Raw genomic sequence first — 22,589 nt, 5'->3', positions numbered from 1 at the left:
AACTCTAAATCCTTGGAAAATAAGGGAAACCTTGTTGATCCGCCGGACTCCGTCTCCGCCAACTCCCTAAATTGCTGATTTTATTGGATAAAGCGCAAGCTTAAGCCCCTCGGGGCATGGCCCTTTGCCCCGGTCGCGGCGTGTGGACACCCGCGCTGGTTTAGATCGTCCGGCATAAGTATCTGTATTTAATAGAAAAGGGCACCGATTTTGGCGGTGGGCTCGACTCGGTGGAGGACGGGCTTCTCGCCGGGGGCCGCAGCGCGTCGATCGGGACGGGCCGGCGAAAAGACGTCCGACTCACCCCCGCCATTGGCAGGCACGCCCGCGTGGAGCCGAGCGGGCGTGTCGCGGCGGCCGAATCCGAGGCCTCGACGCCGCCTCGGGGCGCGAAGAATCAAAGCGGCCCCGGGACGTTCCGCTTCGGCGACGTGCGGGAGACCTCCGTGCCTAGACCAACGACTAGGTGACCTAGTCCCAGCGGGTCGGGCGAACGCTACGCCCGTCCAGATACGAAGCCGCCGCCCGCCGGGCTATTGCCTGGGAATGCGTTGAACGCTTTCGCCGAACGGTCGGCGGACGCGGAACGCGCGAGGTTCCGGCATGGCGACGCAGATTTCGAAGACGCGGCTGGAAGCCTTCAGCGACGGCGTGATCGCCATCATCATCACGATCATGGTGCTGGAGCTGCAGCCGCCCAAGGGCGGCGACCTGGCCGCGCTGATCCCGCTGCTGCCGACCTTCCTCGGCTATGCGCTGAGCTTCACCTATGTCGGCATCTACTGGAACAACCACCACCACCTGCTGCGCGCCGCCGGCGGCATCAACGGCTCGGTGATGTGGGCCAATCTGCACCTGCTGTTCTGGCTGTCGATGATCCCGTTCGCCACGGCCTGGATGGAGCAGAGCCATTTCGCCCGCGTGCCGGTGGTGACCTACGGCGTGCTGCTGCTGATCACCGGCGCGGCCTTTCGGGCCCTGGTCTGGCGGCTGGCGCGCCACGAGGGGCGGGGATCGCCGCTGGCCGCCGCGCTGGGCGGCGACTGGAAGACCAATCTCTCCATCGCGGGCTACGCGGCCGGCGTGCTCGTCGCCGTCGTGTCTCCGGCGGCCTCGCTGACGCTCTACGTGGCGGTCGCCGCGCTGTGGCTGCTTCCCGACCGACGCGTCGTCCACTTGGCCGACGGTCGTCACCCCGCCGCCGAAAACTGATCGGCGGCCTTCTCAAGATCGAGGACCACATGGATTTCGAAGGTGAACACCAGGGCAAGATCGCGCTGGTGCTGGGCGGGTCGCGCGGCATAGGCGCGGCGATCGTCGAACGGCTGGCCATGGACGGCGCCAAGGTGGTCTTCACCTACTTCGCCTCGCCGGACCAGGCGCAGGCCCTGGCGGGCCGGCTGGGCGGCCAGAGCTGCGAGGTCGCCGCCGTCCGGGCCGACAGCGGCGATGCGGGGCAGGTGGAGGCGGCGATCGACGAGACGCTGGCCCGGTTCGGCCGGCTGGACATCCTGGTGGCCAACACCGGCGTCCTGCATCGCGGGCCGATCGGGCAGATCTCGCTGGAGGAGTTCGACCGGGTGATGGCGGTGAACGTGCGCGGCGCCTTCGCGGCAGTGCGCCATGCCGCTCCGCACATGACGGACGGCGGGCGGATCGTCACCATCGGCAGCAACATCGTCGCCCGCGTCGGCTTCTCCGGCGCGACCCTCTACACCATGGCCAAGGCCGCCGTGGCCGCCATGGTCAAGGGCGTGGCGCTGGACCTCGCTCCGCGCGGGATCACGGTCAACAACATCCAGCCGGGCCCGACCACGACCGACATGACCTCGGCCCATGTCGAGATGATCCTGCCGTTGATCCCGCTGGGGCGCATGGGCCGGCCCAGCGAGGTGGCCGGACTGGTTTCCTACCTGGCGCGGGGCGAGGCGGGCTTCATCACCGGCGCGAGCCTGACGATCGACGGCGGCGTATCGGTCTAGGAAAGGCGGCGGGCCGCTTGCGGGCGGCCCGCTCGCAGGGGTCAGCGGCCGAGCGTGACGGCCAGCTTGCCGCGCCGGCGGGCGGCCCACAGGGTCGCGACCCAGCCCAGGATCGCCGGCAGGGTGACGGCCGGGAAGTCGCGCGGAAGCACCGAGGCCGAGCAGATGCCGACCGCCACTTCCCAGAAGTGGAACAGGGCGTGGCCCGACAGCCAGATCGTCGGCGCGGCCCACAGGAACAGGCGCAGGTCCGGTCGCGCCGCGCCGCACAGATAGGCCGCGCCGATCAGCATGAAGATCAGGCCGATGTCGCGGATGAAGTGCTGGTTGTAGGCGCCGGTCGAGGTCACGCCAGGAACGGCGAAGTACCAGGCCTCGGGCGCGATCAGCATGAACAGGCCGTTGGCGATGGCCGCCGCGCCCAGGACGGCGGCCAGGCCGATGATGAGGGATTTCGTCATGGTGTCTCCTCGGTGCGGACTTGAAGAGGCGGTGTCTGGAAAAGCGAAAGCCACGCCCCGGCTCGCTGGGGAGCCGGGGCGTGGCGGAAGACGGCCCAGGGTCGCGGGGTAGGGGGACCGGCCGTCTCCCGGCGTCGAACAATGGGGGAGAGTGTTCGACGCGTCTCAGGCCGCGGAAGCGGCCGGCTGCACGGCGTGGCCCGTGCGCGCGGCGACCTGCAGGCGGTTCCACGAGTTGATCTGGCCGATCAGCAGCGACAGGGCGGCGATCTCGGCGTCGCTGAACTGGGCCTTGACCAGGGCGTAGTCGGCGTCCGGGGCGCGGGTGGTGGCGATCCAGGTCAGGGACTCGGTCCAGGCCAGGGCCGCGCGCTCGCGGTCGGTGTAGAGTGGCGACTCGCGCCAGGCGTCGAGCATCTGGATCCGCAGGTCGGTCTCGCCGTGCGAACGGGCATCCTGCACGTGCATGTAGATGCAGAAGGCGCAGCCGTTGATCTGCGAGGCCCGCAGGCGGACCAGCTCGGCCAGGCTGTGCTCGAGGCTGGTCGCGGCGATGGCGGTCTCGACCGCCAGCATGGCCTTGGTCACTTCGGGAATGAGTTGGAAGGGGGCGAAGCGGGGCGTGTTGGTCATCGTCGTTTCCTCTGTGACGGTGAAGACGCCGTCACAGTGCTCGCCGGCCCGGGATGGGGGCCATCGTGCGCGAAGGGCGAGATCTTAGGCCCTTGGTCTAGGGGGCGAGGCCGACGCTTGCCGCCCAGGCCGGCAAGCTGTCCGGCGGGCGGGGGACGGTACGAAAGGCGACGGCGCCTCTACGCCTTTGGGCCAGGTCCGGCTCGCCGAAGGGGTGGGCTTGGCGGCGCGATCCCAGGCCTTCGATCCTGTCGGCTCGTCCTTGGGCGAGGGTTTCGGCGCCGCGGCATGCCCTGGCCGGCCGGTGGCATAGACTCTGGTACCGATGGTGCGTTCCGGCGCTTCTCCTAGGCTTTACGGGCTGTCCTTCTGGAGGAGAACCAAGATGAAGATCGTCGTTATCGGCGGCACCGGCCTGATCGGGTCGAACGTCGTCGCCAAGCTCGAGCGCCTGGGCCACGAGGCCGTCGCGGCCGCGCCCAACACCGGCGTCAACACCATCACCGGCGAAGGCCTGGCCGAGGCCCTGGCCGGCGCCGAGGTCGTCGTCGACGTGGCCAATTCGCCGGTCTTCGACACCGCGCCGGCCCTGGAGTTCTTCCTGGCTTCGGGCCGCAACCTGCTGGCGGCGGCCGCGGCCGCCGGGGTCAGGCATCATGTCGCCCTGTCGGTGGTCGGAACCGAGCGCCTGCAGGACAGCGGCTACTTCCGCGCCAAGATCGTGCAGGAGGCCCTGATCCGCGCGTCGCCGATCCCCCACACGATCCTGCGCTCGACCCAGTTCTTCCCGTTCGTGGCCGGCATCGTCCTGGCCGGGACGGTGGGAGAGGCGGTCCACGTCTCGCCCGCGCCGGTGCGGCCGATCTCGGCCTTCGACGTCGCCTCGGTCCTGACCGACGTGGCCCTGGGCGAACCGACGGGCGGCCTGCTGGAAGTGGCCGGGCCCGAAGCCTTCGGCCTCGACAAGTTCGTCGCCCGCTACCTCGCGGCCAAGGGCGACGCCCGCAGGATCGTCGCCGATCCCAAGGCGCTCTATTTCGGGGTCGAGCTCGACGAGCGGTCGCTGGTTCCCGGCGCTGATCCGATCCTGGGCTCGGCGACCTTCGAGGACTGGCTGAAGACCGCCGTCCCGGCGCCCGCGCCGGTCGGCTGATCCCTCGACCAGACCAAGACGGCGCCGGACACAGGCCATCGTGTCCGGCGCCGTTTTCATGTCCGCTCACCGGAGGCGCCGACGACGGCGGGGCAGGGGAGTTTCGGTCATAAACCGCGGAGGATGCGCGCGCCCAGGGTATCCCGGGCGCGCGCCGTTCTATCTCAGGCCCCGGCTGTGGAGGCGCGGCGCAGCCAGAGATCGAACTCGGTATGGCCAAAGCGCGGAACGCCGCCCGAAAGCAGGGTCTCGTCGCCCAGCGGCGTGCCGAAGTAGAGCGCCCGCGGGTCGGCCACGACGACGCGACCGTCGCGCCGGGCGGTCATGTAGCGCCGGACCAGGTCGTCCAGGCGGTAGGGGTCGGGACCCGCCACCTCGATGGTCCCGTTCACCGGCGCGCGCTCCACGAGGTCGGCCAGCGCGGCGGCGACGTCGTCTGCGGCGATGAACTGCACCCGAGCCGGATTCAGGCGCACCGTCTCGCCGTCCAGGCCGTCCTCGATGATCGCGCCCAGGAACTCGAAGAACTGCGTCGAGCGCAGGATCGAGAACGGCACGGCGCCGGCCTGGACCAGCTTCTCCTGGGCCAGCTTGGCGCGGAAATAGCCGCTGCCCTGCAGTCGCTCGCAGCCGACGATCGACAGCGCCAGGTAATGGCGCACCTCCTCTGAAGCGGCCGCGGCCAGGATGTTGCGGCTGGAGGCCTCGAAGAACGCCATGGCCGGCCCATCGTCGAACGACGGCGAGTTCAGCACGTCGACGACGACGTCGGCCCCGACCATGATCTCGTCCAGCCCCTGGCCGGAAACGACGTCGACGCCCGAGGCGCGGGACGCGACGCGGACCTCGTGGTTGCGGCGGCGCAAGATGTCCACCAGCCTGGATCCGACGACGCCGGTTCCGCCTGCGACTACGACCTTCATGATGCTCACCCTTGCTTGCGACGGTTCTGGTTGGCGGGGACGGGCGCCTGCAGGCTGGCCCGCAGCCAGTCGTGGAAGCGCGTCGGGGCCAGGCGAGGGGCCTCGCCGGGCAGCAGCGAGGCCTCCTCCAGGCGGGCGCCGAAATAGGGGGCCTCGACGTCGACGGTGACCCGGCGCGGGTCCTCGTAGGCGGTCAGCACCTCGGCGGCGAGTTCGTGCAGGGCGAAGCGCTCGGGTCCGGCGACCTCGACCGTCCCGTTCAACGGCTGACCCAGGGCCAGGTCGGCCAGGGCCTCGGCGACGTCCTCGGCCGCGATCGGCTGCACGCGGGCGGGCGACAGCACCACCTCGCGGGTCGAGCCGTCCTGCACCACGCCGCTGATGAATTCGAAGAACTGGGTCGAGCGCAGGATGCTGAAGGGCGCGCCGGAAGCCCGGACCAGGTCCTCCTGCCGTTTCTTGGCGCGGAAGTAGCCGCTGGCCTGCAGGCGGTCGGTTCCGACGATCGACAGGACGACATGGTGGCGCACGCCGGCGGCCTTGCCGGCGGCCAGCAGATTGCGCCCGGCGGTCTCGAAGAAGGCCATGGCCGCCTCGCCGTCGAGCGACGGCGACTGGGTCACGTCGACGACGACGCCCGCCCCCTCGAACGCGGCCTCCAGGCCCTGGCCCGTCACCGCGTCGACGCCGAAGGAGGGCGAGGCTTCGAGGACGCGATAGTCGTCCTGGCGCAGTTTGTAGACGAGCTTCTCCCCGATCCGCCCGCTGCCGCCAACCACCACGATCTTCATCTGCAAAGCCTCCCGTTGCGGCCCGAAGGCCTGGACGGGAAGGCTAGGGGGCCGGCGGGGATGGGAGCCATTGGGAGAAAGGGACAGGCCGACCTATACGGCCGTACAGGTCGGCCCTCGGTTTCGAGGGGGCGGCCTCGTCGTCAGGGCTCGGGCGGTCGGTGATGCGAGCAGCGGCTCAGGGCCGCGGCCAGATGCCGGAGCAGGACCTGGTCGCGGATGGGCTTGATCAGGTAGGCGACCGCGCCCGAGGTCAGGGCGCGCGAGCGGGTGACGGCGTCCGAATTGGCCGAGATGATGATCACCGGAAGCCCGGGATCGACGCGCCGCATGTGCTGCTGCAACAGCAGGCCGCTCCTGCCCGGCAGGTTGAGGTCGGTGACCAGTCCGGAGAACCGGCCGGGGACGTAGTCGCCCAGGAAGGCGTCCGCGTCGGCGAAGGTCAGGCAATCGAAGCCCGAGACCTCGAGCAGTTCGCCCAGCGCCTGACGCAGCGCCTCGTCGTCGTCGATGATCGCGAAAACAGGCACGGTGGACAAACTGGCGGCCCTTAGTCGGCGAACGGCGATCGCGGGTCTTATCCATCGTCCCGATCCGCGGCCGGTCCTATCTATCCAAAAGGTCTATCCCGGGATCTGGTCCCGCAGATGCTCGGGCAGGGACTGCCAGGCGCGCACCAGATGGGTGACGAACGGCGCGCGCATCTTCTTCATCACGCTGCTGCGATGCAGCTTCACGGTCACCTCGGTGATGCCGAGGTCGTAGGCGACCTGCTTGTTGAGCGCGCCCTGGACCACGGCGCGCATGACCTGCCGCTCGCGCGGGGTCAGGGTCAGGAACAGGCCCGCGTTCTCGCGAGCCGTCCGGGCGTCGCCGCGCTTGGCGAGGTCGGCGGTGATGGCCTTGTTGACGGCGTCCAGCAGGGTCTGGTCACGCGCCGGCTTGGTCAGGAACTCGACGGCCCCGGCCTTCATCGCCTGCACGGTCATGGGGATGTCGCCGTGGCCGGTGAGGAAGATGATCGAGGTCAGGATCCCGCTGGCGGCCAGTTGGCCCTGGAAGTCCAGCCCGCTGAGGCCGGGCATGCGCACGTCCAGGATCATGCATCCCGGGCGGTGCAGCACGTCGGCGTCCAGGAGTTCGCGCGTCGAGCCGAACCCCGCCGCCTCGATGCCCACCGACTCCAGCAGTTCGCAGATCGACAGGCGGACGGCGTCGTCGTCGTCGACCACGATGACCAGCGGCGCGAGGTCGCCGCCCCGGGCCTCGACGGACGCAAGGCTGCGCGGTTCGCCGGACGCCATCAGGCGAGCCGCCGGCGACCAGGCGTTGGCGTCGCGGACGCCGTGGTCCTGCGCATAAGAGACGAGCTCAGTCATCGGAAGACCTCCTGCGCGCTCCGGCCCTGACGGCCGTGATCCGTGTTTGCTCTCTGGTCCTGGCCCGATCGCCCAGCCAGCGGTCGGCCTCGGGACCGAATTGGGGCGGGGCGGGGATGTTCCGGACCACGTCGAGCAGGCTGGTCCGGGCCAGTTCGGCGCGCATGCTCTTCTCGGCGCGCAGCATGATGGCGTGGATCCCGCAGACGCTGCGGGTGGCCCAGGTCGGCGCCTCGCCGTCGAACAGCGCGCAGCCGCGGCGGACTTCCCGGCAGTTGAGCAGCGACTTGCGGCCGTCGATGGCGTCGGCGATGTCGAGCATCGAGATGGCGTCGGCTGGCCGCGCCAGGCGGTAGCCGCCGTTGATGCCGCTGCTGGCGACGACGATGCCGGCCTTTTCAAGCCTGGGCATGATCTTGGCGACCATCGCAGGGGGCACGCCCTGCAGGTCGGCCAGATCGCGGCTGCTGGCCGGAGCGTCCCGGGCCACCAGCCAGGTCAGGCAGTGCATCCCGTATTCCACCGCGACGCCATAGAGCGCGCCGCCCCCCGAGACCGCCGGCGGCGCCTGTTTCCGATGCTCGTGTGGGTGTGGCTGGGAGGGTTTCATCATAACGCGACCTTGATGGGTCTGCGTTGTAATCCCGGCGCCATCACCGCGTGCAAGGCCTAACCTATGCGGGCACCCTTCTGGGGGGAGGCGGCTTCCCCCCGGACCGGGCGAAAAGCGCGCCCGGCGCCTTCAGCCCTCGTTTTCGGCGTCGATTTCCGCCTCGGCCTCGGCGGCCGTGCGGCCGTCGACCTGGAACTCCACATGGGCGGCCAGGAAGGCGATGCGGCCGGCGAGAGCCTCGAACGGCGCCTTGGGCGCGCCTCGTAGCTCCAGGCCATGTTGTCGACGATGTGCTGGTCGCGATAGATCGTGAAGCAGCGCGCCTCGCCCCTGTGCGGATTGTGCACGACCTTGTCGGTCTGGCGCAGGAAGATCATGAACACGTCCCGGCGCGGGAAGTAGTGGACGGGCGTCCGTCCGGCCTCATGCACCGTGACCACGTCGTCGCTGTCGGCGATGTCGTGACCCTCGAACAGGGCTCTCACGCGTCCCGGCTCGCGCGTCAGGGTGAAGGTCTTGTCCGTGTCCTCGACAGTCATGGCCGTCTTGCCTTTCCACATTCGACGGGAGGGGTTGAGCCGGACAGGTAGGGTGCTCGCCTACCGCTTCGTTGGTCGCAGGATGAAATCGGAAAAAATCCTGCGTTCACCATCCCTGTCACGTCCGATTGACACGGCTCGCGCTCATTGGGGCGGCGATCGGGCGGCGGTTGTAGCTATCCGCTGGACGGGGCGCTGCGGCCTTCGCGACCGACGAACCGGCGGTCGATCCTCGAAGGAGGCCCAGGCGCGCCGATACCAAGGCATAGGGCCGCGCCGCCGTCGGGATTGATTTCGAGCGCCGCGCGGCCATCGCCGACGGCTTGTCCCGAAAGGGCTTCCAGCCTGCAAAGCCGGCGCCGAGCGCCAATCCGGCGGCCGGGAGACGGCCTAAGCGATCTGGAACGCGAGACGCTCTCGCGGACAATCCAGAGAGAAAGCCATGTCCAAGACCACCACCGTCGCCGCCGCGGCGCTCGCCGCGACCGCGTTGTCGGGCGCGGCCAGCGCCCAGCCCGTTCTCGATCCGGCCGCCCAGGCCTTCGTCGCCTCCCTGGCCGGCGGCAAGCCGATCTACACCATGACCCCGACCGAAGCGCGCGGCGCGCTGTCCGGCGCCCAGGCGATCCCGGTCGCCAAGCCGCCCGCCCGGATCGAGGACAAGGTGTTTCCCGTCGGCCCCACCGGCTCGGTCCGCGTGCGGATCGTCCGCCCCGAAGGGGCGAAGGGCAAGCTGCCGATCGTCGTCCACATCCACGGCGGCGGCTGGGTCCTGGGCGGGATCGACACCCATGACCGCCTGACCCGCGAGATCGCCGCCGGCGCCAAGGCCGCCGTGCTGTTCGTCGACTACGATCGCTCGCCCGAGGCGCGCTATCCCGTGGCCGTCGAGCAGGCCTACGCCGCCACCGAGTACTTCATCGCCCACGCCGCCCAGTTCGACGTCGATCCCTCGCGCGTGGCGATCGTCGGCGACAGCGTCGGCGGCAACATGTCGGCCGCGCTCACCCTGATGGCCAAGGCCCGCAACGGTCCGAAGTTCAAGCTGCAGGTCCTGCTCTACCCGGTCACCGACGCCAATTTCGAAACCGGGTCCTACACCACCTTCGCCGAGGGGCCGTGGCTGACCCGCAAGGCCATGCAATGGTTCTGGGACGCCTATGCGCCCGATGCCGCCAGCCGCAAGGAGCCGACGGTCGCGCCGCTGCAGGCCTCGCTCGACCAACTGAAGGGCCTGCCCGAGGCGGTGGTCATCGTCGACGAGAACGACGTCCTGCGCGACGAGGGCGAAGCCTATGCCCGCAAGCTGGTCCAGGCCGGCGTGCGGGTGACCTCGACCCGCTACAACGGAACGATCCACGACTTCATGATGCTGAACGCCGTCGCGGAGAGCCCGGCGACCCGAGCCGCCGTGCTGCAGGCCAACACCGCCCTCTACAAGGCGCTGCACGAGTAGCGGGCGACGGCGCGGCGGAACGGTCGAGGCCGCCGCGCCGGACCTGACGGGGCTTGGCCTTTCAGGCCTTAGCCCAGGCGCGGCCTTCGCGGACGACGCGGATAGGGGGGAGCAGCGCCCCCCGCTCGTGTGAGGGGCCGGGCCGCGCGAGGCGGTAGCCTTGAGGCCATGACGATGTTTCCCGCGCAATCCTTCGACGGCGTCGGCGCTCCGGCCTTGCGAGCCGCGCGGCCGATCGCATCCGGCGCGAGGCGCGGGCAGCGATGAGCAGCGTCTTCCGCAGTCTGGCGCGCGGCGAGCAGGGCGACCTCGTCGACCTCGCCTCCGAGGCGGTGATCGTCTGCGATCCGGCGGGCGTGGTGCGCTACTGGAACCCGGCGGCCGAGGCGCTCTATGGCTGGCCGGCCATCGCGATGGTGGGCCTTGGCCTTTCCGATCTGGCCGCCGACACGCTGCTGCACGACGAGGAGTGGGCGCTGCTGCTGCTGGAAGGCGCCTGGGAGGGCGAGGTCCGGCGGCGCGGCGCGGTCGGGCCGGCCGTAGTCGCCAACGCCCGACGCACCGTTCGCCGCAACCGCGACGGCTCGCCGCGCGACGTGGTCGAGTACAGCCAGCCGCTCGCCGAACCCACGATGGGAGAGACGCCCGAGGCGCGAGGCGACGGCCACCGCCGGGCCAGCGCCGCCTGCTGGGAACTGGATGTCTCGGGCGTCGTCGTTGCGAGCGCGCCCGGTTGCGTCTCCGCGCTGGCCCTGCTGGACGGCTGCAGGATCATCGACGCCAACACCCGCGCGGTCCGGCTGTTCGGCGCCGCCGTCGGCCGTGAACAGATGGCCGGACGCTCCCTGGTCGACTTCTGGCCGGCCGAGAGCCGCCAGAGCGTCGCCGAACTGCTCGACGCGGCCCTGCGCCAGCCCTCGGCCTCGCCCCTGGCCCGCACTCTGGGGACGCACGGTCCGCTGGCCGGCGCCACCGCCACCGCCTGGCGTTCGGCCGAGTCCGCGCGCCAGGACGTGCTGTTCCTGATGGTCAACGCCGCGGTCGGCGACGACCGCACGGCCTGGGAGCTGCAGGCCAGCGAGGACCGCTATCGCAAGCTGATCCACTTCTCGCCGACGCCGCTCTGGCACGTCGACGCGCGGCGCTCGGGCGACGAACTGCACCGCCTGCGGGCCGAGGGCGTCACCGACATCGCCGCCTTTCTCGACGCCAATCCGGCGCTGGTCGAACTGGCCAAGGACATCGTCGTCGTCACCGAGGTCAACCAGGCGGCGGTGTCGCTGTTCGGAGCGCGCAATCCGGCCGAACTGATCCAGTCGGTCCGTTACCTGTTCTCGGCCACGCCCGACATGGCCAAGCGGGTGATGAAGGCCCACTTCGACGGCGAGCGGACCTATGTCGAGCAGGCCAAGATGGCCACCTTCGACGGACGCGTCCTGGATGTCGTGTGCAGCATCACCTATCCGACGCCGCCGGAGTACATGGACACCACCTTCATCACCATCGAGGACATCACCGAGCGCCTGCGCACCGAGGTCGAGCTGCGCCGGCTGCAGTCCAACTTCGCCCATGCCGCCCGGGTCTCGACCCTGGGCGAGCTGGCCACCTCGATCGCGCATGAGGTCAACCAGCCGCTGTCGGCGATCCTGACCAACGCCGAGACCAGCCTCCGGTGGCTGGCCCAGGCGCGGCCCAACCTCGGCAAGGTGCGGACCCTGACCGAGCGCATCGCCGTCAGCGCCGGCCGCGCCAGCGAGATCATCCAGCGCATCCGGGGCATGGCGGTGAAGCGAGAGCCCCAGCCCGCCAGGCTGGAGCTGTGCAAGATCATCGAGGAGTCCCTGACGATCGTCCGGCACGACATCGAGACCAAGGCGATCGCCCTGACCCTGACGATCGAGCCTGGGCTTCCCGCGGTGCAGGGCGACCGGGTCCAGTTGCAGCAGGTGCTGGTCAACCTGCTGGTCAACAGCATCCAGGCCATCGAGAACGGCGGCGGCGCCGTGCGCGAGATCCGCCTGGGGGCCGCCCAGGCGGGGCAGGGCGTGGCGATCTGGGTCCACGACACCGGGCCGGGCGTCGCCGCCGAGCACCTGGCCAGCATCTTCGACGGCTTCTTCACCACCAAGGACAGCGGCATGGGCATGGGGCTGGCGATCTGCCAGTCGATCATCGCCGAGCATGGCGGCGAGATCTCCGCCGCCAACCACGAGGATGGCGGGGCGATCTTCCGGATCACCCTGCCGTTCGGCGACGGAACCTGACCTTCAGCGCACGGCCTGGCGCGGCTGGCCGTGCGCCCGCCGCCAGGCGTTGGGCGGGGCGCCGTACTCGCGGTGGAACAGCCGGGTCAGGTGCGGCTGGTCGGTGAGGCCGCAGGCCAGGGCCACCTGGCTGATCGGCGTGTCGGTCTCGACCAGCATCAGGCGCGCCCGCTCCAGGCGCGCGGTGATCACATAGCGCGAGAAGCACTGCTGGAACGTCCTCTTGAAGGCGCGCGAGAAGTGGCTGCGGCTGACCCGGACCATGGTCGCCAGGTCCTCGATGCGCAGGGCGGTCTCCAGGTGCGCGGCGATGTGCGCCTCGATGCGCCGGCTCTGCCACGGCGCGAAGCCGCCCTTGTGCATCTCCTGCGCGGGGACGCCGCCCACCAGCTGGATAGCCCTGGCGATCTTGGCGCGGGCGGCGGCCTGTTCCGAGGCCAGTTCGTCCAGGGCGGCCGCCAGCAGGCCTGCGACCAGGCGGGACGAACCGGCGCTGGGAATGAAATCGGTCGCTGGGCGCATGGCGAGGTTCCGTCTCTGCATCGCTGACGCCGGACCCGTGGGCGCGCCGAACGGGGCGGGCGGCTGGGGCGGCAGCTTCGATGAGCAGCGTACGGACGGCGTCGCCGGCGATCGATCCGGGCGATGGGCAGGGCGACCCTATACCGGCGGGTAGGATCAGGCTGGCAGCGGATCGTCCGCGGCCGCCGCGCCACGCCCCAGGTCGGTCAGGGCTCGGCCTGGGCCATGGCCGAGACCTGCTCGGCGACGAAGTCCGAGAACAGGCGGGCCCGCAACGGCAGGAAGCGGCCGAAGGCGTGCAGGATCCGCAGCGGCACGGCTGGCAAGGGGGCGTGCGGCATGACGATCTCCAGCCTCCCGGCCCGCAGGTCCTCGTCCACGGTCCAGCGCAGCAGCTGGGCGACGCCCACGCCGTTCACCGCCGCCGCCCGCAGCGCGAAGCCGGAGTCGCAGTCCAGCACGCTCCGCGGCGCCAGGATCGCGCCGTCGGCGAAGCGGATGGGGAAGGGGCGGCCGCCCAGGCGGTAGCCGATGTGGCGCGCGGCCGTCAGCTCGGCCAGGGTTTGCGGGCGTCCATGGCGGTCGAGGTGCTCGGGCGAGGCGACCAGCGCCAGCGGGGCGGCGCCCAGGGCGCGGACGACGAGGTCGCTTTCCTCGACCTGGCCGGCGCGCAGGGCCAGGTCGTAGCCCTCGCGGATCAGGTCGACGTGGCGGTCGCTCATGTCGAGCTCCAGCTTCACGCCCGGATGGCGGGCCATGAACACCCGGGTCAGGGGATCCAGCAGCAGGCGGCCGAAGTCCGTGGGCAGCGACACGCGCAGCCGGCCCGTGGCCGCGGCGGCGGTCTGGACCAAGTCCTGGGCCTCGCCCAGGGCGCGCAGCAGCGGCATGACCCGCTCGAAATAGGCCGCGCCCTCGGGCGTCAGGGTCAGGGTGCGGGTCGAGCGCACGAACAGCAACACGCCCAGGCGCGCCTCCAGCCGCGCCACGCTCTTGGACACCGCCGAGGGCGTCGCGCCGGCCTTGCGGGCGGCGGCGCTGAACGAGCCGGTCTCCACCGTGTCGATGAAGGCCGAAAGCCCGGCGGCGTTGTCGAGCGCGTTGTCCATCTTATCCATCGTGGAACAGAAGATATGCTTTCGGCCGGGCTTATACGAATTTTCTTCAAGGCTATCTAGGAGGCCGAACGAAACACACGCCATGGAGCGAAGTGAAATGCACACCCTCAAGGACAAGGTCGCGGTGGTCACCGGCGGCGCCAGCGGCATCGGCCTGGCCTCGGCCCGGCTGTTCGCCGAGCACGGCGCCAGCGTGATCGTCACCGGCCGTCGGCCCGAGGCGGTCAAGGCCGCCGTCGCCGAGATCGGCCCCAAGGCCTTCGGCGTCGTGGGCGACGTCGCCGACCTTTCCCACCACGCCGCCGTGGCCGACGCCGTGCGCGAGCGCTTCGGCGGGCTCGACATCTACATGGCCAATGCCGGGATCAACACGATCACGCCGTCGCCCCAGGTGTCGCAGGACGAGTACGACGCCCAGTTCGCCGTCAACACCCGGGGGGTGTTCTTCGGCGTCCAGAAGGTCGAGCCGCTGCTGCGCGACGGCGGGGCGATCATCCTGACCGGGTCGATCGCCGCCGAGAAGGCGCTGGACGGTCACGCGGCCTATGCCGGCTCCAAGGCCGCCCTCGGCGCCTTCGCGCGGGTCTGGGCCCTGGAGTTTAAGGCGCGCCGGATCCGCGTGAACCTGCTCAGCCCCGGACCCACCGACACCGCCATCCTCGAGAAGCTGGGCGTGCCGCTCGACCAACGCCCCTCGTTCGAGGCCGGCATGGCCGCCCGCATCCCGCTGGGGCGCATGGCCCGGCCGGAAGAGACGGCCCAGGCCGCGCTGTTCCTGGCCTCCGAGGCCAGCAGCTTCGTCACCGGCGTGAACCTCAAGGTCGACGGCGGCATGACTCTGCTCTGAGCGGCGATCCTAGACCTTGGCAGGGGAGGGGCTGGTCCATCCGCGAGATAGGCCGGCCCCTGGCCCGGCGCGCATCCTGCCTTCCGAGGGCCGTCCCGCCCGTCACGGAGATACCGATGCTCAAGTCCTTCCGAGCCCTGTCGCTCGCCACCGCCCTGGCCCTGTCGGCGGCCGTCTCGGCCCAGGCCGCGGACGCCGCCACCAAGAAGCCCACCATCGTGCTGGTCCATGGCGCCTTCGCCGACGCCTCCGGCTGGAACGGCGTGGTGAGCAGGCTCTCGCGGGACGGCTACACCGTCGTCGCGGCCGCCAATCCGCTTCGGAGCCTGAGCGCCGACGCGGCCTCGCTGTCGGCCCTGGTCGACTCCATTCCCGGCCCGGTCGTCCTGGTCGGCCACTCCTACGGCGGCGGGGTCATCACCGAGGCCGCCGCCGGCAAGGCCAACGTCTCGGCCCTGGTCTATGTCGCCGGCTTCCTGCCCGAGGTCGGGGAGTCGGCCCTCACCCTGTCGGGCAAGTTCCCGGGCAGCACCCTGGGCGAGGCCCTGACCTCGGTCGGCCTGCCCGACGGCGGCGAGGATTTCTACATTCAGCCGGTCAAGTTCCACGCCCAGTTCGCCGCTGACGTCAGCCCGGCGGTCGCCGCCCTGATGGCCGCGACCCAGCGCCCGGTGACCAGGGCGGCCCTGGCCGAGCCGGCCACCGCCGCGACCTGGAAGCAGCTGCCGTCCTACGTGGTCTACGGCACGGCCGACCGCAACATCCCGGCCCAGACCGAGCGCTTCATGGCCGAGCGCGCCAAGGCCCGGAAGACCGTCGCCGTCGAGGGCGGCTCGCACGCCCTGATGGTCTCGCACCCCGACAAGGTCGCCGCCCTGATCGAGGAAGCCGCCTCGACGCGCTGAGGTTCGCCCGCCCGTCGCCGACGTGGGCGGCGGGCGGTCTTGTACGATGACGCCGGCCGATCCGCGCTTCCGGATCAATCGGCGAAAGGGCCGGCGCGGCAGAATGGGCGCTGGTCCGCACATGTGACGCGGACAGCCTTGGAGGCTTCGATGAGCAGCGCCGACCCGATCCGGATTCTCTTGCAGACCACGATCCCCACTACCGAGGACGACTGGTCGATCGCCCGGTTCAGCGCGCTGCGCGATCTGCTGGCCGGCGCCGCCGACGAAGAGGGCCGGCCGCTCTACGCCGTCCAGGCGCGGGACCGCGCGCCGATGGGCGCGCCCGATCCGGTGCTGTCGCGCCTGGAGCATGGCGACTTCGACCAGCTGTGGCTGTTCGCCGTCGATGTCGGCGACGGCCTGGCCGATGAGGACTGCGTCAGCATTTCGCGGTTTCGCGAGATCGGCGGCGGCCTGATGATCGCCCGGGACCACATGGACCTCGGTTCATCGGTCTGCACCCTGGGCGGGGTCGGGGCCGCGCATCGCTTTCACAGCCGCAATCCCGAGCCGGACGCCGGACGTCACATCCGCGACGACGAGGAGACCCAGGCCATCTCCTGGCCCAACTACCGGTCCGGCGCCAATGGCGACTACCAGGAGATCTCGCCGGTCGACCCGATCCATCCGGTGCTGCGCGACCCGGCCTCGCCCACCGGCGCCCTGCGCTACCTGCCGGCCCATCCGCACGAGGGCGCGGTGATCGCGCCCGAAGGCGCCGACGCCCGGGTGATCGCCACCGGCCGCAGCGGGGCCACGGGCCGGGGCTTCAACCTCGCCGTGGCCTTCGAGCGCGGCCCGCAGGCCGGGCGGGCCATCGCCCAGAGCACGTTCCACCACTTCGCCGACTACAACTGGCACCTGTCGGCCGGCGCGCCGACCTTCGTCTCCGAAGCGCCCGGCGAGGGCATGGCCCGCCAGCCCCAGGCCCTGGCCGACACCCATCGCTATGCCCTGAACCTGGCCGCCTGGCTCGGCCGGCGAGCGCGCTCCGCCTAGAGTTCGATGATGCCGCGCCGCGCGGCGACGGTGACCGCGTGGGTGCGGTCGGCGACGTTGAGCTTGGTGAAGATGGTCTTCAGGTAGCCCTTCACGGTTTCCTCGGAGATCCCCAGTTCCCGGGCGATCTGCTTGTTGGCCTTGCCGATGGCGACCAACTGCAGAACCATGACCTCGCGCTCGCTGAGGCCGTCGTCGAGCACGTGGATGGCGATCTCGTCGGCGATGTTGCGATGCAGGTAGCGGCGGCCCTGCTTCACGCTGTGGATCGCGTCCAGCATCTCGGTGCGCAGGCTGCTCTTCAGGAGATAGCCCATGGCCCCGGCCTTCAGGGCGCGCACGGCCTGTACGTCGCCGTCATAGGTGGTCAGCACCACGATGCGGGCGTTGGGATGTTCGTCGCGGATCGCCTTGATCGCCTCGACGCCGCCCATGCCCGGCATCTGCAGGTCCATCAGGGTCACGTCGGGCTGCAGGTCGCGGTACTGCACGATCGCCTCGACCCCGTCGCGGGCCTCGCCGACGAGCACCATGTCGGTCCGGTCCTCCAGGATCGCGGCGACGCCCTCGCGGAGGATCGGATGGTCATCGACCACGAGGATGCGGATGGGACGCGAACTCGACTCAGCCAACCTGGGCTCTCCTGAAACGACGAAGGATATTGAGCAGCCACGACCTAGCCGGCGTCTCGGCGACGTAGGCCAGTCGGGCGGGTAGTCTCACGGTGATGTCGGCGCCGGCCGCCGGCCGGTTCTCGATCGACAGCGCGCCGCCGATCCGCTGGGCGCGCTCGCGCATGCCCATCAGGCCGAAGTGGCCCGGCTTGTGCCCCTTGGCCACGATCTCGGCGGGGATGCCCACGCCGTCGTCGCGGAAGCGCACGCTGAGCTGATGGCCCGTGAAGTCGATCGTGATCTCGACCGACCGGGCCTTGGCGTGGCGGGCGATGTTGAACAGCGCCTCGCCGGCGATCCGTCCGATCTCGGCGGCGACCAGCGGATGCACCGGACGCGCCGCTCCCTGGACGACGACTTGGACGGCGACGGCAGGGTCGAACCCGGTCGCGCCGGCCCGCTCCTCCAGGATCGCCGCAAGGTCGCCGGGGCTCTCGGCCGCCCGCAGGTCGCGCACCCGGTTGCGGCCGTCGATGATCACGTCGTCCGCCCGCTTCAGCGCCGATTCCAGCAGATCCCGCGACTGGTCGCCGGCCGGCATCTTGTTGGCCACCGACTGGAAGCGCAGCACCAGGCCCTGGACGCTCTGCAGCAGGGTGTCGTGCAGCTCGCGGGCGATCCGCTCGCGTTCGCTCAGCCGCGCTTCGTGGCCGACATGGATGCGCTGCTCGACCTGCGCCATCCGCAGCCGGTAGAGCAGCCAGAGCAGCGCCAGCATCAGGGCGACGCAGGCGGCCAGGAACCAGCGCGACTGCAGGAAGGTCGGCGGGATTTCGAAGGCGATCGCCGCCCCGGTCCGGTTCCACACCCCCTCGCTGCTGGCCGCGATCACATGGAAGCGGTACTTGCCGGGCTTGAGGTTTGTGTAGAAGGCCTGCCGCCGCGAACCCGGATCGATCCAGTCGTCGTCGAAGCCTTCGAGCTTGTAGCGCACGCTCGCCTGGCGCGGGTCGGCGAAGCTGAGCACCGCATAGTCGATCTCGATGCTGGAGGTTCCTTCCTTGAGGGCCAGGGTCTTGGGGTCGCGATGGAGGCGGCCGTCGGCCGTCACCGACTTGATCGCCACGCCCGGCGGCAGGCCGCCGCGGGCGATGCGCCGCGGATCCATCCAGAGCACGCCGGTCTCCGTCGCCACCCACAGCCGCCCGTCGCCGCCCTGCACCAGTGAGCGCTGGCTGTGCGAGTGCGGGCGACTGGTCAGCCCGTCTCCGAAGCCGAGGGAAAGCGTCGCCGGCGAGAAGGCGTGGTCGGCGAAGGCGCGCTCCAGGTCCTGGGGCGCGATCCGCACCAGGGCCCGGGGATAGGCCAGCCAGGTGTCGCCTTCGGGCGTCTGGACGACGCCGCTGATGCGGCCGCGCAGGGCGCCGCGATCGGCCTGGATGGTGTCGGTCCGCCCCTCGCGGAAGCGCGACAGCCCGAAGGCGCCGGCCGCCAGGACATCGCCGTTGGCGGTCGGATAGAGGGTCAGGGCCGTACCGTCGCGGCCGGGCTCGAGCGGCGCGAACCGGGGCGTGGGGCCGTCCAGCCAGGCCAGCCGCTTCAGGCCCCACTGCACCACCAGGCGCCCGTCGGCGTCGCGCACCATGGTCGTGGGGCGAAAGTCGTCGCCGCCGGGCGGCTCGAACATCGTTTTCCACCGCCCATGGCGATAGCGCAGCAGTCCTCCGGCGGCCGCGGAGAGCCAGAAGTCGCCCGAGGCGTCGAACGCGCAGTCGTAGAGCGTGCTGTCGGTGTCTGGGCGGTCGAAGGTCCGGAGCGTGCGGCCGTCCTTCCAGACGACGACGCGGGTGGCGAAGGCGATCCACACCGCCCCGTCCGGCGCTTCGCAGAGGCTCTGGGGTTCGCGCAGGCCGCGCAGCACGGGCTTGGGATCGCCCCCTGGCGCGACGCGATAGATCGTGTCGGCCTGGCCGATGAAGACGCCGCCGTCCGAGGCCGCCAGCAGCTTGTCGCCGAAGGCCGCCGGATGGGTCAGCGACGGCTCGGACCGCAGCGTCGCGGGGCGCAGCTTGTCCAGGCCCTTTTCCGAGCCGACCCAGATGTTGCCTTCCCGGTCCTCCAGAACCTGGCTGGTCAGGTCGGACGACAGTCCATCGCGCCCGCGCAGGACCTCGACGACAGGGCGGGTTCTGGCCGGCGCGGCGGCGCCCGCGACGCGCTGCAGCCCGCCGTAGCGCGTCGCGATCCAGAGGTTTCCCGAGTGGTCGAACAGCGGCGCGCCGCGGATCTGGGCGTCGTCGGTGGGGTAGGGCGCGCCGGGGCGCGGCGGGCCGCGTCCGCCGGGACCGGTCAGGGGATAGCTTCCCCGCTTTTCCGACAGCCAGACGCGTCCCTGCGGATCCTGCGACAGCATGCCGTTGGCGCGCGGCGTCCGGCGCACGATTTCGAAGCGCTGGCCGCCAGGAGGCAGGCGGGCGACGGCGTTGCTCAGCGAGACCCAGACCCCGCCGTCGGCCGCGACCAGCAGGCTCAGGGCGTCGTCGCGCGGCAGGCCGTCGGCGGCGTTGAACGCGCGCCAGCGGCCGTCGCGCAGCCGCAGCAGTTCGGCGTTGAACTTGGCGGTGAGCGCCCAGATCGCTCCGTCTGCGCCCTCGGCCATGGCCACCACCCGGTCGGGCGCGGCCGGCATGGGCGAGACCTTCAGCGCGCCGTCCCGATAGACGGCGAAGCGGCGCGATCCGGCGAAGTTGGTCCAGATATTTCCGTCGCGGGTCGCCAGCAGCGCGCTCGGCAGGTCATGGCGCTCCGGGGCGGTTTCGGCGCCGATCCGCTCGAACACGACGCCGTCGAATCGAAACAGGCCCACGCCCGTCGCCAGCCAGAGATAGCCGTCGGATCCCTGCGTCATGGCCAGCACCGGAGCGGGGGCCTCGCCTTCCTCGGTCCATCTCTGGTGCGTGTAGTGGGCGATGCGGCGCATCTGTTCCGCCGCCGTCGACGCCGCCGGGCAGAGCAGCATCGCCATGATGATGACGGCCTTGATCGATCGCACAGTCGGTTCCGCCGCTCCCCGGACTCCGGCGTTCGGAGCTGGTGCTACTTGCTCCTCTAAACGCGGCCCGTGACAAGCCCCGGTTGGGGGGAGTGCAGGCCCCTGGGACGGCGGCGGCCGACCTGGCGGCCCGCTCCGCCTGGCCGACGGCCTGATATGCCGGGCAAGGCGGCGAGGACATGCTGCGCGCCTAGTTCGGCCGCTTGTCGCCGTCCTCGGTCCAGAACCGGCGCATGCGCGCGACGACCGCTTCGGGCGGCGAGGATTTCCAGCCGGCGGCGCGGGCTTCGGGCGGGGGCCAGGCGCCGGTGAGGACCAGCCGTCGCGTCTGGCGGGCGTCGGGCGCGCCGGGCAGGCGCCAGCCGGCCTTCTTCAGGGTCTCGATCACGCGCGGACGGGCGGCCTGCTCCTCGGGCTCGCCGGGGCGCATGGGGCCGGCCAGCACGGTCGCGACCGTCTCGCCGTTGCTGCCGACCGCCCAGGGATCGGCGCCCTCGTCGAGCAGCAGCTGGGCGATGCGGAAGTTCTGCTGCTCGATCGCGATGCGCAGCGGCGTCGCGCCGGTGGGGTCATGGTCGTTCACCCGCGCGCCGTGCTGGAGCAGCAGGCGCACGGCGCCGAGGGAGTTGAGGCCGATGGCGGCCTTCAGCGGCCAGTAGGTCTCGCGCCGCTGCGGGCCGGCGCCGGCGGCCAGCAGCTGGGTGGCGAAGACGGGATCCTTGGCGCGCAGGGCGAGGCTCAGGGGGATGGCGTCGGCGTCGCCGTCGGGCGAGACGCCCAGGTCCAGCAACGCCGTGACCATCGGCTTGTCGCAGCGGGCGATCGCCAGGCTCAGAAGATCGCCGTTGGGACCGCCGCGCGTGGTCTTCAGGGGCGGATCGGCGCGCAGGCGGCGGCTCGCCTCCTCGACATCGCCAGTCAGCACCGCCGCCATCAGGTCGCGACCGGCCTGGCCGTGGTCGGCCGCGGCCAGGGCCGCGCGAGCGTCGGGCAGGGCGGTGCCGCCGACGAAGCATGAGGCCCCCCCACCAAAGGCATGAGCAGCGTCCGTCATCATCACCATCGAGGCCGCCAGGGCGGCGATCCGGGCCGAGCGGGTCACGGACCTCAGTTGGCCGCCGCGCGATAGGCCGAGTCAAGGCTGGAAGTCAGCCAGGCCTGGCCGTGCAGGTCCAGCAGCGAGGCGTCGTCGGCCGAATGGCCCTCGGGTCCGACCGGCGTCAGGGCGTGGCGCTCGCCATAGGCCGGCGGGGCGTCGAGGAACAGGCCGCCGATGATCGCGCCGGGGATCCCGCCCACGAGGCCGCCAAGGCCCGCGCCCAGCCAGCGGTCGCCGCCGTCCTGCACCCGGCTCAGCGGATCGCCGTCGATATAGTAGGCGTCGACCTGGGGCGCGGACGCGCCGCCGGCCTGGGCGGCCTCCAGCGTCTCCTCGTGCAGGCCCGCGGCGTTGAAGGTGTCGGCCGGCAGGCCCGAGGCCACGGCCGCCGCCGAGGCCAGGCCTCCGCCCAGCGAGTGGCCGGTCAGGGTGACGTCCTCGCCCGCCGTCCGCAGCCGCTCGCCGATCAGCAGGGCCTTGTCGTAGTGGCCGGAGTCCAGCCCCAGGCCCTGTTGCAGGTTGGCCTTCCAGTCGGCCGCGCTCTGGGTGCCGCGGAAGGCCACCACATAGTCGCCCGCCGTATCGACATAGACCCGGGCGCGGAAGTCGGAGCCTGACTCCTGCAGGTCGGTGGGATCCAGCCCCAGCCGCGCCAGGTCCTCGTCGCCGGCCACGCTCCAGCCGGCCGGCGGGTTGGGGGTGTCGTTGTAGACGTCGGCGGCCAGGGCCATGTGCACACGCGCCTGCGCCAGCTCGGCCGCCTTGCCGCCGCCGGCCGCGACGGCCGAGACCTTCGCATCCGCCTGGGCCGTGACCGACACGGCCGGCCGCGAGGCGGGGGCGTTCCACTCGGCCGCCACCTGGGCGTCGATCGCGACCTCGGCCTTCGGCCCGACCGTGCTCCGGTCGCTGACCGCCGTGATCCCCGATCCGCCGTCGATACGCATGACCCTGTCCCTCGATGCGAGCGTCGAGGCGGATGCTGCGCGCGGGTCGGGGGCTGGACTAGCTGGGGAATTCCCTAGTGTGGCGGGAGGTCAGGGACCTTCCACAGTCAAATCCACGATCGACAATAGATCCCGTCATTCCCGCCCTTGTGGCGGGAACCCCTCTGTCAGCCGCAAGGGCGGATGGGGCGGCGTGCTCAGCACGCCGCTTGCACTTCACCTGCGACCGGAACCAGGGGTTCCCGCCACA

Annotated in this window: 22 protein-coding genes; 8 read left to right on the top strand and 14 right to left on the bottom strand. The window is 71.0% G+C overall.

Annotated features, from left to right (window positions below):
• Positions 1-603: 603 nt before the first annotated feature.
• Positions 604-1,212, top strand: coding sequence for a TMEM175 family protein (locus AC07N1_RS02985; RefSeq protein WP_494670435.1), 609 nt, complete (start codon positions 604-606; stop codon positions 1,210-1,212).
• A 29-nt stretch (positions 1,213-1,241) separates the two neighbouring features.
• On the top strand, positions 1,242-1,982 hold the full coding sequence (locus tag AC07N1_RS02980; protein WP_494670434.1) for an SDR family oxidoreductase: 741 nt from the start codon (positions 1,242-1,244) through the stop codon (positions 1,980-1,982).
• Between the two features lie 41 nt (positions 1,983-2,023).
• On the opposite strand, the gene AC07N1_RS02975 is transcribed toward AC07N1_RS02980, so the two are convergent.
• Both AC07N1_RS02975 and AC07N1_RS02970 read right to left on the bottom strand, forming a co-directional pair.
• A complete protein-coding gene (locus tag AC07N1_RS02975) occupies positions 2,024-2,443 on the bottom strand; it encodes a hypothetical protein (RefSeq protein WP_494670433.1) in 420 nt (139 codons plus the stop codon).
• A 165-nt stretch (positions 2,444-2,608) separates the two neighbouring features.
• Positions 2,609-3,076: a carboxymuconolactone decarboxylase family protein gene (locus tag AC07N1_RS02970; protein WP_494670432.1), complete on the bottom strand. Its 468-nt coding sequence runs from the start codon at positions 3,074-3,076 to the stop codon at positions 2,609-2,611.
• A gap of 385 nt (positions 3,077-3,461) precedes the next feature.
• On the opposite strand from AC07N1_RS02970, the gene AC07N1_RS02965 reads away from it, so the two are divergent.
• A complete protein-coding gene (locus tag AC07N1_RS02965; RefSeq protein WP_494670431.1) occupies positions 3,462-4,229 on the top strand; it encodes an SDR family oxidoreductase in 768 nt (255 codons plus the stop codon).
• 164 nt (positions 4,230-4,393) lie between these two features.
• On the opposite strand, the gene AC07N1_RS02960 is transcribed toward AC07N1_RS02965, so the two are convergent.
• The 6 genes from AC07N1_RS02960 to AC07N1_RS02935 form a co-directional block, all read right to left on the bottom strand.
• Entirely contained in the window at positions 4,394-5,152 is a 759-nt protein-coding gene (locus AC07N1_RS02960) for an SDR family oxidoreductase (RefSeq protein WP_494670430.1), read from the bottom strand.
• 5 nt (positions 5,153-5,157) lie between these two features.
• Entirely contained in the window at positions 5,158-5,943 is a 786-nt protein-coding gene (locus AC07N1_RS02955; RefSeq protein ID WP_494670429.1) for an SDR family oxidoreductase, read from the bottom strand.
• Positions 5,944-6,086: 143 nt separating this feature from the next.
• Positions 6,087-6,473, bottom strand: coding sequence for a response regulator transcription factor (locus AC07N1_RS02950; protein WP_494670558.1), 387 nt, complete (start codon positions 6,471-6,473; stop codon positions 6,087-6,089).
• 93 nt (positions 6,474-6,566) lie between these two features.
• Complete coding sequence (locus tag AC07N1_RS02945) at positions 6,567-7,322, bottom strand: response regulator transcription factor (RefSeq protein WP_494670428.1); 756 nt, start codon at positions 7,320-7,322, stop codon at positions 6,567-6,569.
• Positions 7,315-7,833 carry an RrF2 family transcriptional regulator gene (locus AC07N1_RS02940; RefSeq protein ID WP_494670427.1) on the bottom strand — a complete coding sequence of 173 codons (519 nt, stop codon included), beginning with the start codon at positions 7,831-7,833 and terminating at the stop codon, positions 7,315-7,317. The genes AC07N1_RS02945 and AC07N1_RS02940 overlap by 8 nt, the downstream gene beginning before the upstream one ends.
• 158 nt (positions 7,834-7,991) lie before the next feature.
• Positions 7,992-8,474, bottom strand: coding sequence for a DUF427 domain-containing protein (locus AC07N1_RS02935; protein WP_494670426.1), 483 nt, complete (start codon positions 8,472-8,474; stop codon positions 7,992-7,994).
• 442 nt (positions 8,475-8,916) lie between these two features.
• Between AC07N1_RS02935 and AC07N1_RS02930 the strand changes: the two genes are divergently transcribed.
• Both AC07N1_RS02930 and AC07N1_RS02925 read left to right on the top strand, forming a co-directional pair.
• Positions 8,917-9,930: an alpha/beta hydrolase gene (locus tag AC07N1_RS02930; RefSeq protein ID WP_494670425.1), complete on the top strand. Its 1,014-nt coding sequence runs from the start codon at positions 8,917-8,919 to the stop codon at positions 9,928-9,930.
• Between the two features lie 263 nt (positions 9,931-10,193).
• On the top strand, positions 10,194-12,194 hold the full coding sequence (locus AC07N1_RS02925; RefSeq protein ID WP_494670424.1) for a PAS domain-containing sensor histidine kinase: 2,001 nt from the start codon (positions 10,194-10,196) through the stop codon (positions 12,192-12,194).
• Between the two features lie 3 nt (positions 12,195-12,197).
• On the opposite strand, the gene AC07N1_RS02920 is transcribed toward AC07N1_RS02925, so the two are convergent.
• A complete protein-coding gene (locus AC07N1_RS02920) occupies positions 12,198-12,716 on the bottom strand; it encodes a helix-turn-helix domain-containing protein (protein WP_494670423.1) in 519 nt (172 codons plus the stop codon).
• Positions 12,717-12,922: 206 nt separating this feature from the next.
• Positions 12,923-13,825, bottom strand: coding sequence for a LysR family transcriptional regulator (locus AC07N1_RS02915; RefSeq protein ID WP_494670422.1), 903 nt, complete (start codon positions 13,823-13,825; stop codon positions 12,923-12,925).
• Between the two features lie 106 nt (positions 13,826-13,931).
• Between AC07N1_RS02915 and AC07N1_RS02910 the strand changes: the two genes are divergently transcribed.
• From AC07N1_RS02910 to AC07N1_RS02900, 3 genes are all read left to right on the top strand, one after another.
• A complete protein-coding gene (locus tag AC07N1_RS02910; RefSeq protein WP_494670421.1) occupies positions 13,932-14,681 on the top strand; it encodes an SDR family NAD(P)-dependent oxidoreductase in 750 nt (249 codons plus the stop codon).
• A gap of 116 nt (positions 14,682-14,797) precedes the next feature.
• Positions 14,798-15,586: an alpha/beta fold hydrolase gene (locus tag AC07N1_RS02905; RefSeq protein WP_494670420.1), complete on the top strand. Its 789-nt coding sequence runs from the start codon at positions 14,798-14,800 to the stop codon at positions 15,584-15,586.
• Between the two features lie 150 nt (positions 15,587-15,736).
• Positions 15,737-16,627: a hypothetical protein gene (locus AC07N1_RS02900; protein WP_494670419.1), complete on the top strand. Its 891-nt coding sequence runs from the start codon at positions 15,737-15,739 to the stop codon at positions 16,625-16,627.
• Here AC07N1_RS02900 and AC07N1_RS02895 read toward each other — a convergent pair.
• From AC07N1_RS02895 to AC07N1_RS02880, 4 genes are all read right to left on the bottom strand, one after another.
• Positions 16,624-17,259 carry a response regulator gene (locus tag AC07N1_RS02895; protein ID WP_494670418.1) on the bottom strand — a complete coding sequence of 212 codons (636 nt, stop codon included), beginning with the start codon at positions 17,257-17,259 and terminating at the stop codon, positions 16,624-16,626. The genes AC07N1_RS02900 and AC07N1_RS02895 overlap by 4 nt on opposite strands.
• Positions 17,252-20,293 carry a sensor histidine kinase gene (locus AC07N1_RS02890; RefSeq protein ID WP_494670417.1) on the bottom strand — a complete coding sequence of 1,014 codons (3,042 nt, stop codon included), beginning with the start codon at positions 20,291-20,293 and terminating at the stop codon, positions 17,252-17,254. Before AC07N1_RS02890 ends, AC07N1_RS02895 begins: the two co-directional genes overlap by 8 nt.
• A gap of 190 nt (positions 20,294-20,483) precedes the next feature.
• Positions 20,484-21,395, bottom strand: a complete 912-nt coding sequence (locus tag AC07N1_RS02885; protein ID WP_494670416.1) for an ankyrin repeat domain-containing protein — start codon at positions 21,393-21,395, stop codon at positions 20,484-20,486.
• A gap of 5 nt (positions 21,396-21,400) precedes the next feature.
• Positions 21,401-22,339, bottom strand: a complete 939-nt coding sequence (locus tag AC07N1_RS02880; protein ID WP_494670415.1) for a Tle-like phospholipase domain-containing protein — start codon at positions 22,337-22,339, stop codon at positions 21,401-21,403.
• Positions 22,340-22,589: the final 250 nt, after the last annotated feature.

Source organism: Caulobacter sp. GW821-FHT09B11 (assembly GCF_059418205.1).
Note: the sequence above shows the minus strand (reverse complement) of the source record. Positions and strands in the feature narration are given on the sequence as shown.